The organism is Citrobacter sp. RHBSTW-00671 (genome assembly GCF_014103415.1).
In the GTDB taxonomy this organism is placed as follows: domain Bacteria; phylum Pseudomonadota; class Gammaproteobacteria; order Enterobacterales; family Enterobacteriaceae; genus Citrobacter.
This window is the reverse complement of the sequence record NZ_JABXPR010000001.1, coordinates 3,316,506-3,330,389: the sequence shown is the minus strand read 5'-3', so window position 1 is coordinate 3,330,389 and position 13,884 is coordinate 3,316,506. Positions and strand designations below refer to the sequence as shown.

Genomic DNA, 13,884 nt, shown 5'->3' with positions numbered 1-13,884 from the left:
TTCCACGCTAAATTGACACAAAAATAAAAATCAGAGGATTCGTCCTGAATGCGCTTTTGGCTCCTTTTCATCACAGTATTGTTTTTGGCGGGGTGCAGCAGCCATCGTGCTCCTGCGCCGAATGCCCGACTGTCGGACTCTATCGCCGTTATCGCGGGTCTTAACGATCAGTTGCAAACCTGGCATGGCACTCCCTATCGCTATGGCGGTATGAGCCGTAGCGGGGTGGATTGTTCGGGATTTGTGTTGATGACGATGCGTGACCAATTCGATCTTCAATTACCGCGAGACACGCGTACTCAATCAAAGATTGGTACCGAGATCGATAAAGATGATTTGCTACCCGGCGATCTGGTTTTCTTTAAAACGGGTTCCGGTGAAAGTGGTCTGCATGTCGGAATTTACGATACCAATAATCAATTTATCCATGCTTCAACCAGTCGCGGAGTGATGCGTTCTTCGCTGGATAACGTCTACTGGCGTAAAAACTTTTGGCAGGCACGCCGAATTTAATCATGACGGGTGACGAGAGCGGCTCGCGGCTTTCTCGTCATCCACATTTTAAATGTCAACTTTCACTTCTGCTGTTTGTCGGTCAATAACCCTGAACATTAAGAGCGTATCTTGCTAAAAATATGATTTATCCCGAGATATTAAAAAGTGCAAAGCTGGATATTCGTTTATAATCAGGATAAGCTAAAAAAAAAGGATTCGATTTACTGGCTAAAAAGGGAAAAATGAAAGGGCCTCAATTTGTATCAGCAGCAACGTATTTTTCCATCCTTTGTTACAGGATGCCGGATTACACCCATGCAGAGGGGCTGGCACAATGATTGTTTCACTGGATTATCTTTATCATTCAGAGTTCTCTTTTCTTCCTGCACGAAGTGAAAAAGGTGACCTTGAGTCCGTCGACATTGTTACAAACTTTGTCAGCCCGAATGGCAACGTACGCATGCCAACAGAGCTGGTTATGCCCCGGATGTCAGACGACGAGCAATGCCGTTTATTTGCCGAGAAGCTGGAATTAATCGAAACGTGCCAACACTTTTTTATTCAACGCAAAGTTCCGGCGTGGATTAATTTAACGCCAGCGGTCGCTAATACTTTATTATCAGACGCTGAATATGCTTCACGTGTTGAACGATTTTCATTTATTGAACTGACGATTAATGAAAGTTATCCGGAGTTAAACAGTGGCAAAGAAAATCCCACATTGGCGGCTCTGGCTGCGCGATTCCCATTAATACTGACAAACTACGGTGCCGGGGGCATATCCACGCGGGCAATTTTTGATGGTCTGTTCAAACGGGTTGTGCTGGATAAAAACTTTGTTCAACAAAGGATTACACATATTTCGTTTGAGCCGTTTATGCGGGCTATTCTGGCGCAATTATCCCCCAGCTGTGAATCAATCATCATTAGCGGTATTGATACACAGGAGATGCTGGCGCGGGTATTACCTTTGGGATTCAGCGCGATGCAAGGGGGACTGTGGCCGGCGGTATCACCTGCAAAGATTATTTCACTGGTAAAAGGATAACCCTTTTATTTGCTGGTGTTTAACAGGCTATTAACAGTCTACACTAGAGACAGGAGGCCCTATGACCCTGTCTTTTACTACTCGCTGGCGTGATGAATTACCAGCAACCTATACCGCTCTTTCGCCCACCCCTCTGAGAAATGCCCGCATCATCTGGCATAACGATGCTCTGGCTGAGCAATTGGGTATTCCAGCTGCGTTGTTTGATGTTTCCGATGGGGCAGGTGTATGGGGGGGCGAATCGCTATTACCTGGGATGTCGCCATTGGCACAAGTCTACAGCGGGCATCAGTTCGGTGTCTGGGCTGGGCAACTCGGCGATGGACGAGGGATTCTGCTGGGTGAGCAATTGCTTGCAGATGGCACAACCCTTGACTGGCATCTGAAAGGCGCTGGATTAACGCCTTATTCCCGCATGGGGGATGGGCGCGCCGTGCTGCGCTCGACGATTAGAGAGAGCCTGGCCAGCGAAGCCATGCATTATCTGGGGATCCCTACCACCCGGGCCTTGTCGATTGTCACCAGCGAGACTCCGGTGCAGCGAGAGACCACTGAAGCAGGCGCGATGCTCATTCGCGTGGCGCAAAGCCATATGCGTTTCGGTCATTTTGAGCACTTTTATTATCGTCGTGAACCGGAAAAAGTACGCCAGCTTGCTGACTTTGCGATCCGTCATTACTGGCCACAATGGCAGGAAGAGGCGGATAAGTATCAGTTGTGGTTTACGGATGTTGTCACGCGCACCGCGACGTTAATGGCCGACTGGCAAGCCGTAGGCTTTGCGCATGGGGTGATGAACACGGACAACATGTCGATTCTTGGCCTGACAATGGATTATGGGCCCTTCGGTTTCCTTGATGATTACGTGCCAGATTTTATCTGCAACCACTCCGATCATCAGGGGCGCTATAGTTTTGATAATCAGCCTGCTGCAGCGTTATGGAACCTACAACGTCTGGCGCAGACGCTGTCGCCATTCATCCCGGTTGATGTGCTCAATGATGCGCTGGACGGTTATCAACTGGCCTTGCTCACCCGCTATGGGCAACGCATGCGGCAAAAACTGGGTTTCTTTAGCGAGCAGAAAAACGATAACGAAATCCTTAGCGAACTGTTTAGTCTGATGGCGCGGGAAGGTAGCGACTACACGCGAACATTCCGCATGCTCAGCCAAACGGAACAACACAGTGCCTTGTCCCCACTGCGCGATGAGTTTATTGATCGTGCGGCATTTGACGACTGGTTCACACGTTACCGCACGCGCCTGCAACAAGACAATGTGGCTGATGTTCTCAGACACGCGCAGATGAAGACGGCGAATCCGGCTATGGTGCTACGTAACTGGCTGGCGCAGCGGGCAATAAGCCAGGCAGAGCAGGGTGATTACAGCGAACTACATCGGTTACACGCTGCGTTACGTACCCCGTTTGCCGATCGGGATGATGATTATATCAGCCGTCCACCTGACTGGGGTAAACGGCTGGAAGTGAGTTGTTCCAGCTAAGGTGCGAGAAAAACCTGTGGGGATGCGTTGGCCGGGTGTTGGCCAACGTGAACCTGGGCACCGTACCAGCGTATCAGATCATCAGCCTGCAACACGGTGTCGGGCGCTCCTTGAGACACAATGCGTCCTTGATGGAGCAGTATGATCCGGTCAGCCCACAGCGCTGCCAGATTGAGATCGTGAAGGATGATGCAAACATGCAATTTTCCTGAAGCAGTGAGTGCTTTTAGTAATCTCAGCAGATGTTGCTGATGGTAAAGATCTAACGCTGACGTCGGTTCGTCGAGAAATAGCCAACCACGAGGTTCAGCGTCGCACCACAATTGCGCCAGCGCACGGGCTAGCTGCACGCGTTGTTGTTCGCCGCCGGAAAGCGCGGCGTATTGTCTGCCCGCCAACGGGGTGCAGCCGGTGATTGCCATTACCTGTGCGATAAGCTCGTGCTCGGGATGTTGGGACCAGGGGGCACGCCCCATCGCGATGACGGCTTCTGTCTGCCAGTCAAAACCTACCTGCGTTTGCTGACGCATAACCGCGCGATGGCGCGACAGCGTCTGCGTACTCCAGTCAGCCAGTGATTTGCCATCCAACAAACAGCGTCCGGCAGTCGGTTTAAGAAAGCCGGTCAACAGACGTAGCAGGGTGGATTTTCCCGCACCATTTGGCCCGATTAGCGCGACCAGTTCACCTTTAGCAAGTTTGAGCGATACGTCGTCAATAACTGAGCGACCAGCAAGGCGATAGTGAAGCCCTTGGGCAATAAAATGTTCAGTCATGCGCGCCTCGTTGACGAAAAATAAGCCATAAAAACCATGGCGCACCGAGAATGCTGGTCAACAGACCAACGGGCATTTCCGCAGGCGCAACGGCGGTGCGGGCGAGAGTATCGGCAATCAGTAGTAAAAATGCGCCAGCCAGAACAGAACCGGGGATCACGGCCCGATGGTCTGAGCCGAGCCACATACGCATTAAATGCGGAACAACCAAACCGATGAACCCGATGACTCCGCTGACCGCTACAGCAGCGGCCACGAGTAATGCGCTGCACAACAACAAAATACGCTGGATCGTCCGGACATCAACGCCGAGATAATGCGCCTCCTCCTCACCCAGTTGTAACAGGTTCAGTGCCGCAGCCAGGCGCCAGATAACCAGTACTGTTGGGAGCATTAGCGAGGTGACGGCCAGTAGTGTTGACCACTGCGCAGAACCCAAACTGCCCATTCCCCAAAGTGATAGCTGGCGCAGCTGCGCATCATTGCTGATCCACGACAGCACGCCAACTGCTGCCCCGCAGAGCGCGTTGATGGCAATTCCAACCAATAACAGACGCGATAGCGAACCGTCGCGCTGTTGGCTGAGGATAAAAATCACCACGGTGGCAGCCAGTGCACCGAGGAATGCCGCCATCATTGGCGCATACAACATGAGTAACGCAGGTAATGAGATCGGCAGCACCACCCACAGGGCGACGGCGCAGGCCGCACCGCTGCTAATGCCCAGAAGTCCTGGGTCGGCAAGCGGGTTGCGAAACAATCCCTGCATGACGCAACCTGCCAGTGCCAGCGAGCCGCCAATCACCAGCGCCAGCAGAACGCGCGGTAGCCGAATGGTGAGCCAGATTTGACGCAATGCGTCATCTCCGTCCTGCCAGAGCAGGCTTACCGGCAGGCGCAACGCGCCAAAACCGGTCGCCAGTATCGTCATTACACCCAGCATAAAGGCCAGCGTCCATAACGAGCAGGTGATTCGTCGGGCCATCAGGGCAATTGCTCCGCTTTGGCGCGTAGCTGCAAAATGGCCTGTGGCGTGCGAACGCTAAAGCCCAGCAATGCCATATCATCAATCTGCAGTACCTGCTTATTGCGCCCGGCAGGCGTTTGCGCAAGTCCAGGCAGTGCCCACAGGTTAGCTTCACCACCAACGGCCTGAATACCATCGTGTGAGATCACCACCAGGTCGGGCTGGCTGGCTATTACGCCTTCTTGTGATAACGGCTGGTAACGGCTAAACCCCTGCATCGCGTTACGTAAGCCGGCCGCGCGAATAGCGGCATCTGCCCCCGTTTCCTGCCCTGCCGCCATTGCGGTCATTCCACCATGATTGAGAATAAACAGAACTCGTTTATCAAGCTGCGTGGCGGGTAATGCCGCGAGCTCCTGGCGTAACGTGTTGCGCAGGGCTTCGCCTTTAGCCTCCTGGTGTGTAGCCTGCGCAATAACCTGCACTTTCTCATCAATCACGCTAAGCGTATTACTGGCAGGGATCGTGACAACCCTGACGTTGCTCTGCTCAAGCTGTTTTAGCGCCAGAGAAGGCTGCGCTTGTGCGCTGGCTAGCACCAGCGTAGGGCGGGTAGCCAGGATCCCTTCAGCGTTGAGTTGGCGTAAATAACCAACATCCGGTAGCGTGTTTGCCGCTTCAGGCCACTGGCTGGTGCTGTCTCGCGCCACAAGGGAAGATTGTGCTCCCAGTGCGTATACAATCTCGGTGACATCGCCACCGAGAGCCACAACGCGTTCTTCGTCAGCAGCCAGCGCTGCGATGGGCAGCAGCGCAATCAGGACCAGCAGTTTTTTCATGCGGCCAGTCCTTTTGGCGTTAAGGCATCGATCTGCGCTCGCCATTGCGCCTGCTCCGGTTCACCTTCCGTACGCTGTCCATAAAGCTGGGCGATTTGCGTGCCATCTGCGGCAAACAACTCCAGGCTGGTCACGTGGCCATCGGCGGTTGGTTTACGTGTCACCCACGTTTCGGCGACGCTCTCTTCCAGCAGATGCAGGGTAAAGGTCGGGTTGAAAATATTTAGCCAGCCTTTCATCGGCACCAGTTTTTCTACCACGCCGGTAAAGATCTGCACGCAGCCGCGATTACCCACAAATACCATGATTTCGTTGCCATCTTGTCGCGTGGTTTCGAGTAACTGTGCCAACGCGCCATTACTGACTTTACAGGCCAGATCGTCACCTACCAGATTAAAGGCGTGTTGGCGGGTCAGATTATGGCGCTTCAGCAGACCGAAAAACTGGTGAACATCGGTCATGGCGCGCCACTCTTTGTCCACTGTCGCAGCGTCTACGTTAACGGCGGGCACGACGGGTTCAACAGTTTGCAGCCTCAGCGGCGGGTTTTCTGCGAAGATGAAACGGGTCAGCAGCGAACCCCATGCGGTAATATCGGTATTCTCCGTGACATAAACCTTCAGCAGTGCATCACCCTGATGGTCGAAAAATTGGATACTTTGACGTTCGCCACGGGCGGTGGTTTCACTGATATGGAAGGCGCTGGCCCACTGGTTCAGGAACAGACGTAAATCGAGGGCGCGTGGGTTCAGTACCAGCCCGGCATGACCGTTAAGGTGTTGGTTGGTAAAGGCACCGGTTTGTTCATGCACCGCATATTCATTTCGGCAAATGCATTTTGTTTCGCCTACGGCTTCCAGAGCGCCCAGGATCTCGCGCACTTCGCCGCGTAAACGCCACGCGTCATGACCGACGCGTGCGAAGGTCAGTTCAGCTTCGCTAATGTTCATCAACCCTGCGATGTCACGCGCGTATTTTCCAGGATGTTCTTTTTTCAGTTCCAGCCAGCGTGTGTAGTGATTCATTGCCTCTTCCTTCCAGATTGCTGCCCCGGCTCGCCGGGGCAGGGGGATTACCACTGATAACTCACGAAAATTTTGCCGTTACGGCCATCTTGCGGAATGCCTTGCGGAGACCAGTACTCTTTGTCAAAAGCGTTACCCAGTACCAGCGTGGTGGTCATACCTTTCAGCGCCTGTTGACCCTGATAGCTCACGTAAAAGTCGTTTACGGCATAGCCGGGTTGTTTGGTGTAGCTGCTGCTGATATGGGTTGAACGGTCCGCAAACGTGCCTATCCAGCCGACTGAGAAACCGCTGTGTGCCACGGGGATGTTCAGTTTGCTGGTGACGGTATCCGGGTTAATGCTGGAAATGTATTCACCCGTGTCGGTATCTTTGCCTCGTGTACGGTTGTAGGCCATGTCTAAACTGAACAGATCGGCGGAGTATTTCGCCATCACGTCCCAGCCCCAGATTTTTGCATTGGGTACGTTATAGGACATGGTGGTCGCGGCAGCAAAATTGACGCTGGTGGAGATGTAATCTTTGGCTTTGGTATCGAAATAGCTGGCTTTAAATTCGAGCGCATCGCTTGCCATCAGCAAATCGTCAAAGCGCAAACCGAAGCCATACTCCTGCGTTTCGTTGGTTTCCGGGCGCAGGTTAGGGTTGGGTACCCAATAGTTGGTGTAAAAACGGCCGATGGAGAAGTGTTTGGCATCGTTGTACATCTCGCCCATTGTCGGCGCGCGGAAAGCCTGAGCCTAGGAGCCGAACAGCATCAGCCAGTCGGCCGGCGCGACGGTCATTCCTGCGCGGGACGACCATTTGTCGGCATCGACATCCGCGTAACCATCGCTGCTACCGCGATATGAGTCATAGCGTGTACCACCCAGCAATGTTACTGGCAGATCCCGCAGGGTGATTTCATCCTGTAGCCAGCCGGAGCTGAAATCAATTTTTGCCTCAGGGAAACCGGTCGTCGCACCACCGGGGCGTTGTTCCTGGCGATAGTACTCACCGCCGTAAGTTAACAGGTGGGAAGCAAAGGAGTCGGTAAACAACCGGCTGCGGTTATCAATTTTTCCGCCTTTGGTGGTTTGTTTGCGAAACTCATTAGTCGCATCCGGATTCTGGGCATTAATGCGCGCCTCGGACCAGTAAATGCGAGCATCAGCGTTCAGCCAGTCATTGTCCGCAGGGGCGAGCGTGTAGGTCAACTGTGCATCACGCTGGATCGTTGAGCGATCGGTCATCGGGTTGTTACTGGTATCTGCTGCGCTGGTTTGTGGGTTTTTAGGCTCACGTGCATCATTGTTGTAATAACGTAGCGAGCCTGCCAGCGTCTGGGCGCTGTCGATTTTCCAGCTCCCTTTTGCCAGCATATTGTTTATCGCTTCATCGTTCGGCGCGGTGGTTCCGTCGCTCTGGCGTAAGTCCCCGCGGTCGCGAGTTGACCACGCGAGCAGACCGTCCAGCGTGTCGGTACGACCAAACGCGCTGGCGCCCATGCCGAGGCTATGATCGCCCGAGGCAGCAGTACCGAACACGCGGTAACCGCTGTTTTTACCCGCTTCAAGTAAGTCTTTAGCCTCTGCTGTGTCATAGGCGATGACCCCGCCGAGCGCACCGCTGCCGTACAGCAGAGCCGAAGGGCCACGCACCACTTCGATACGTTTAATGAGCGCCGGATCCAGAAATGTGCTGTTCAGGTGTCCGGTGTCGGTTCCCTGACGTACGCCGTCTACCAGCACCAGCACTCCGCGGCGGTCATAGCCGCGCAGATTGACGTCCTGACCGTTGGTTCGTCCCGTACCGTCAAGGGTAAGTCCAGGCACTTTACGTAACAGATCTGCCGCTGAACTGGCCGTCTGGTTTTCCGGCGCGGTCGCATCAATCACGCTGACCATCATTGGCGCTTCAAAGGCACTGCGGGCATTGCCGGTGGCGGTGACAGTCATATCTTCAGCCGCCGCATAGGCGGCGACGGGAAGGTGACTTACGATCGCCAGAGCCAAAAGCGATGGGCGCAGCGATGTCGTGTGCAGGTGTGGCATAGCAACTCTCCATTAGAAAATCGAAAGCGCTGGCTGCCTGGGTATCACCTGGGTGGCTGGCGTAATAGGTATTTATTTAGTCAGAATGAGTTTACCGGCATGTGTCTGGCGCAGCAGGTAGTACTGACCATCATGTTCTATGATCACTCGTCCTTCATTTCCCAGCAGGCTTTTACTGTCAATCCGACGTTCGTCAGGCGCGACAGAGGGCGGTGTTTTTTCTTTTGCAGGCGTTGCTGTAGTGTTATCCATACGTGACATAGTGTTTAAAAATAACAATCAATGTAACAATGATAATCATTATCAATAAACTAAGAATTTGCATCAAGCCTTTTTGTGAAATAATTGTGACGGGATCAAATTTGCGGGATTGCGCTGCATTAAAAAAGCCCGGTAGCATGACGCTGACCGGGCCTGGATGGGCACGAACCGTAGGTCGGGTCAGGCGAAACCGCCACCCGGGCATGATGTTAGAATCGACTGTCTACCGCCGCGGCAAGTTTTTCGACCAGCAGTTCCGTATCTTCCCAGTTCAGGCAGGGGTCGGTGATTGACTGACCATAAACCAGTGGCTGGCCGCTGACGATTTTTTGCGTACCTTCGCGTAAGAAACTTTCCGCCATGATCCCGGCTATTGCCGTCGAACCATTGCGAATCTGCTGACAGACGTCATCGCACACTTCTAACTGACGGCGATGCTGCTTCTGGCAATTGCCATGGCTGAAGTCCACCACCAGATGCTCCGGCAGAGAGAATTCATGCAGCGTATCGCAGGCAGCAGCAATATCTTCGGCAGAGTAGTTCGGTTTTTTACCACCGCGCATGATGATATGACCGTAGGGATTACCGCTGGTCTGATAGATAGTCATCTGGCCGGTTTTATCCGGAGAGAGGAACATGTGGCTGGCGCGTGACGCGCGAATAGCATCGACGGCGATACGTGTATTGCCATCTGTGCCGTTTTTGAACCCGACGGGACAGGAGAGCGCGGAAGCCATTTCACGGTGAATTTGGCTCTCTGTGGTGCGTGCGCCAATGGCGCCCCAACTGATCAGATCGGCAATAAACTGACCTGTCACCATATCGAGGAATTCAGTGGCCGTCGGGACACCCAGTTCGTTGACCTGTAACAGCAGTTTGCGTGCCAGCTCAATACCATGATTTACACGATAGCTGCCGTTCAAATCCGGGTCGGAAATGAGACCTTTCCAGCCCACGACGGTACGCGGTTTTTCAAAATAGGTACGCATCACGATTTCCAGACGCGCCTGGTGTTTAGTGCGCAGTGCCTGCAGACGCGTGGCGTATTCCATGGCGGCATCGAGATCGTGAATCGAGCAAGGACCTACGATCACCAGCAAACGAGCGTCTTCACCATTTAATATTTTTTCTATCCGGCGTCGGGATTCCGTGACATGACGGGCGACGGAGGACGAAACAGGATGCCGTTGCGCAAGCTCTGCTGGAGTGACCAGGTTGTCAATACGCGCAGTACGGAGTTCATCGGTTCTGTTCATTACTTATCTCAGAAATTTGTTGCTTCAACGGCAGGACTACCGGGAAGTGATGTACATCACAATATCACACTCATCCTGCCTGGTGGCGAGCATAATAACAAAAAATCGAACCAATGCACTAGCATTCTAGTACATACGGCGATTCAGCCCCATGATGTCGAGGATCTTGGTGGCAATCTCTTCTACTGAATAATTGGTACTGTTGAGCCACGGAATTTGATTTTTCCGGTACAGCGCCTCTACTTCAGCAACTTCCATTCGGCACTGGCGCAGTGAGGCGTAGCGACTGTTTTCACGGCGTTCTTCGCGGATGGCCGTCAGGCGCTCAGGGTCAATCGTCAGACCAAACAGTTTGTGTTGTAACGGCTTCAGAGAGGCGGGCAGCACCAGATTATCCATATCATCGGCAATAAAGGGGTAGTTAGCGGCCCGGATGCCAAACTGCATTGCCAGGTATAAGCTGGTAGGCGTTTTTCCGCAGCGGGAAACGCCAAGCAGGATCACCTGCGCCTGATCAAGGTTGCGCAACGAGATACCGTCGTCGTGCGCGAGGGTATAATCAATGGCGGCAATACGCGCATCATACTTGTTGAGATTGCCAGGATTCAGGCCGTGCGTGCGATGCGCTATCGGTGTGGGGTCGAGTTTCATCTCGTGTTGCAGCGGGGCAACCAGTGCCTGGACGATGTCCTGGCAAAAACCCTCACTTTGTAAAATGATCGAGCGAATTTCCGGCAACACGATGGAGTAGAACACCAGAGGACGCACACCTGTTTGTTGATAAATGGCGTCAATCTGGTCTTTAACCGCACGAGCACGACTCTCATTTTCAACAAACGGCAGCGTAATGCTGCTGATCGTGACCGGAAATTGCGACATTACCGCATGACCCAATACCTCTGCGGTGATGGCGGTGCCATCAGAAATATAAAATACATGACGATCAACAGCATTATCCATTTTGCTCATCCTGGGGGCAGACATAATTCTCTGAAAGCATAAATTAAAATTCGTCAGAAGCGAATATCGCTGTATCTATTTTATAAAATGAAACACTATTTTTATATTTAATGAAAAGTACATTTCATTTTTCGGAACAAATGTTTATACCGACTGATTTTGTGGTGATCCCGTGCCGTTCGCGGGTTTGCGCAAATGCGGAAAGAATCTGAAAAAATAAAAAATAAAGTTGCTTGAACGATTCACCGTTTTTTTCGCTGAGGTAAATATGCCAAGATAATTACGCAAAATTGAGTTTCCTAACCTCGTTCATATATAAGGATTGTTCGATGTCCAACAATGGCTCGTCACCGCTGGTGCTTTGGTATAACCAACTCGGCATGAATGATGTAGACAGAGTTGGGGGCAAAAATGCCTCCCTGGGTGAAATGATTACTAACCTTTCAGGTATGGGCGTTTCCGTACCGAATGGTTTTGCAACGACCGCCGATGCGTTTAACCAGTTTCTGGACCAAAGCGGCGTAAACCAGCGCATTTATGAGCTGCTGGATAAAACGGATATCGACGATGTTACCGAGCTTGCAAAAGCGGGTGCACAGATCCGCCAGTGGATTATCGACACTCCTTTCCAGCCTGAACTGGAAAATGCCGTCCGCGATGCCTACGCGCAGCTGTCAGCGGACGATGCCAATGCTTCTTTTGCCGTGCGTTCCTCCGCTACCGCAGAAGATATGCCAGATGCGTCATTCGCGGGCCAGCAGGAAACGTTCCTTAACGTCCAGGGGTTCGATGCGGTACTGGTCGCTATCAAACACGTGTTTGCCTCGCTGTTTAACGACCGCGCAATCTCCTACCGTGTTCATCAGGGCTATGATCATCGTGGCGTAGCGCTGTCTGCGGGCGTTCAGCGGATGGTGCGTTCTGACCTGGCGTCTTCCGGCGTCATGTTCTCCATTGATACCGAATCCGGCTTCGATCAGGTGGTGTTTATCACCTCCGCGTGGGGACTGGGTGAAATGGTGGTGCAGGGCGCGGTGAACCCGGATGAATTCTACGTGCACAAACCGACCCTGGCGGCCAACCGTCCGTCCATCGTGCGTCGTACTATGGGCTCTAAGAAAATCCGCATGATTTATGCGCCGACTCAGGAGCATGGCAAGCAGGTTACCATTGAAGACGTTCCGCAGGCGCAACGCGATATTTTCTCACTGACCAACGAGGAAGTGCAGGAACTGGCGAAGCAGGCGGTGCAAATCGAGAAGCACTACGGTCGTCCGATGGACATCGAATGGGCTAAAGACGGTCATACCGGCAAGCTGTTCATTGTACAGGCTCGCCCGGAAACCGTGCGTTCTCGTGGCCAGGTGATGGAACGTTATACGCTGCATGCTCAGGGTAAAATTATTGCGGAAGGTCGCGCCATCGGTCACCGCATCGGTGCTGGCCCGGTAAAAGTCATTCATGACATCAGCGAAATGAACCGTATCGAGCCAGGCGATGTGCTGGTTACCGACATGACCGACCCGGACTGGGAACCGATCATGAAAAAAGCGGCGGCGATCGTCACCAACCGCGGCGGTCGTACCTGTCATGCGGCGATTATTGCCCGTGAACTGGGCATTCCGGCGGTTGTTGGCTGTGGCGATGCGACCGAACGCATGAAAGACGGCGAGAAAGTCACTGTCTCCTGTGCGGAAGGCGACACCGGCTACGTGTATGCCGACATGCTGGACTTCAGCGTGAAGAGTTCCAGCGTGGAAACCATGCCGGATCTGCCGTTGAAAGTGATGATGAACGTCGGTAACCCGGACCGCGCTTTTGACTTCGCTTGTCTGCCAAACGAAGGTGTCGGCCTGGCGCGTCTCGAGTTTATTATCAACCGTATGATTGGCGTGCACCCACGTGCACTGCTGGAATTCGATGATCAAACGCCGGAACTGCAAAACGAAATTCGCGCGATGATGAAAGGGTTTGATTCACCACGCGAGTTCTACGTAGGTCGCCTGACTGAAGGGATCGCGACGCTGGGTGCGGCGTTTTATCCGAAACGTGTCATCGTGCGCATGTCGGACTTTAAGTCCAACGAATATGCCAACCTGGTCGGCGGTGAGCGTTATGAACCGCATGAAGAGAACCCGATGTTGGGCTTCCGTGGCGCCGGTCGTTATGTTGCGGATAGCTTCCGTGACTGTTTTGCGCTGGAATGTGATGCCGTAAAACGTGTCCGTAACGACATGGGGCTGACTAACGTGGAAGTAATGGTACCGTTTGTTCGTACCGTTGCCCAGGCGAAAGCGGTCGTGGAAGAGCTGGCACGTCAGGGGCTGAAGCGCGGCGAGAATGGACTGAAGATCATCATGATGTGTGAGATCCCATCCAACGCCTTGCTGGCTGAACAGTTCCTCGAATACTTCGACGGCTTCTCTATCGGGTCTAACGACATGACACAGCTGGCGCTGGGTCTGGACCGTGACTCTGGCGTGGTTTCTGAGCTGTTTGATGAGCGTAACGATGCGGTGAAAGCACTGTTGTCGATGGCGATTCGTGCCGCTAAGAAACAGGGCAAATACGTTGGTATTTGTGGTCAGGGCCCATCTGACCACGAAGACTTCGCGGCCTGGCTGATGGAAGAGGGGATCGACAGCCTGTCGCTGAACCCGGACACCGTAGTACAAACCTGGCTGAGTCTGGCTGAACTGAACAAGTAATATCATGCCTTA

At 53.1% G+C, this 13,884-nt stretch carries 11 protein-coding genes and 1 pseudogene; 4 read left to right on the top strand and 8 right to left on the bottom strand.

Translation table 11 applies throughout. The features are described from left to right. Positions 1–48: 48 nt before the first annotated feature. From HV261_RS15975 to selO, 3 genes are all read left to right on the top strand, one after another. Positions 49–513 carry a C40 family peptidase gene (locus tag HV261_RS15975; protein ID WP_202038810.1) on the top strand — a complete coding sequence of 155 codons (465 nt, stop codon included), beginning with the start codon at positions 49–51 and terminating at the stop codon, positions 511–513. Between the two features lie 316 nt (positions 514–829). Continuing rightward, on the top strand, positions 830–1,543 hold the full coding sequence (locus tag HV261_RS15970) for an EAL domain-containing protein (RefSeq protein ID WP_202038809.1): 714 nt from the start codon (positions 830–832) through the stop codon (positions 1,541–1,543). Positions 1,544–1,604: 61 nt separating this feature from the next. Then, complete coding sequence (gene selO, locus HV261_RS15965; RefSeq protein ID WP_202038808.1) at positions 1,605–3,047, top strand: protein adenylyltransferase SelO; 1,443 nt, start codon at positions 1,605–1,607, stop codon at positions 3,045–3,047. On the opposite strand, the gene HV261_RS15960 is transcribed toward selO, so the two are convergent. The 8 genes and pseudogenes from HV261_RS15960 to ppsR form a co-directional block, all read right to left on the bottom strand. Beyond that, complete coding sequence (locus HV261_RS15960; protein ID WP_202038807.1) at positions 3,044–3,823, bottom strand: heme ABC transporter ATP-binding protein; 780 nt, start codon at positions 3,821–3,823, stop codon at positions 3,044–3,046. The genes selO and HV261_RS15960 overlap by 4 nt on opposite strands. Beyond that, a complete protein-coding gene (locus HV261_RS15955; RefSeq protein ID WP_202038806.1) occupies positions 3,816–4,808 on the bottom strand; it encodes a FecCD family ABC transporter permease in 993 nt (330 codons plus the stop codon). The genes HV261_RS15960 and HV261_RS15955 overlap by 8 nt, the downstream gene beginning before the upstream one ends. Further along, complete coding sequence (locus HV261_RS15950; RefSeq protein ID WP_137383354.1) at positions 4,808–5,629, bottom strand: heme/hemin ABC transporter substrate-binding protein; 822 nt, start codon at positions 5,627–5,629, stop codon at positions 4,808–4,810. Before HV261_RS15950 ends, HV261_RS15955 begins: the two co-directional genes overlap by 1 nt. Further along, the gene (gene chuS, locus HV261_RS15945; RefSeq protein WP_202038805.1) at positions 5,626–6,654 is read right to left on the bottom strand and encodes a hemin-degrading factor; all 1,029 of its coding nucleotides are present in this window, start codon (positions 6,652–6,654) and stop codon (positions 5,626–5,628) included. The genes HV261_RS15950 and chuS overlap by 4 nt, the downstream gene beginning before the upstream one ends. A gap of 47 nt (positions 6,655–6,701) precedes the next feature. After that, positions 6,702–8,687: pseudogene (locus HV261_RS15940) on the bottom strand (TonB-dependent receptor, heme/hemoglobin family). Positions 8,688–8,759: 72 nt separating this feature from the next. Continuing rightward, entirely contained in the window at positions 8,760–8,948 is a 189-nt protein-coding gene (hemP, locus tag HV261_RS15935) for a hemin uptake protein HemP (RefSeq protein ID WP_202038804.1), read from the bottom strand. Positions 8,949–9,157: 209 nt separating this feature from the next. Continuing rightward, positions 9,158–10,204 carry a 3-deoxy-7-phosphoheptulonate synthase AroH gene (gene aroH / locus HV261_RS15930; protein ID WP_202038803.1) on the bottom strand — a complete coding sequence of 349 codons (1,047 nt, stop codon included), beginning with the start codon at positions 10,202–10,204 and terminating at the stop codon, positions 9,158–9,160. A gap of 126 nt (positions 10,205–10,330) precedes the next feature. After that, a complete protein-coding gene (ppsR, locus tag HV261_RS15925) occupies positions 10,331–11,164 on the bottom strand; it encodes a phosphoenolpyruvate synthetase regulatory kinase/phosphorylase PpsR (RefSeq protein ID WP_137383349.1) in 834 nt (277 codons plus the stop codon). 329 nt (positions 11,165–11,493) lie between these two features. On the opposite strand from ppsR, the gene ppsA reads away from it, so the two are divergent. After that, a complete protein-coding gene (gene ppsA / locus HV261_RS15920; protein WP_202038802.1) occupies positions 11,494–13,872 on the top strand; it encodes a phosphoenolpyruvate synthase in 2,379 nt (792 codons plus the stop codon). Positions 13,873–13,884 lie beyond the last annotated feature (12 nt).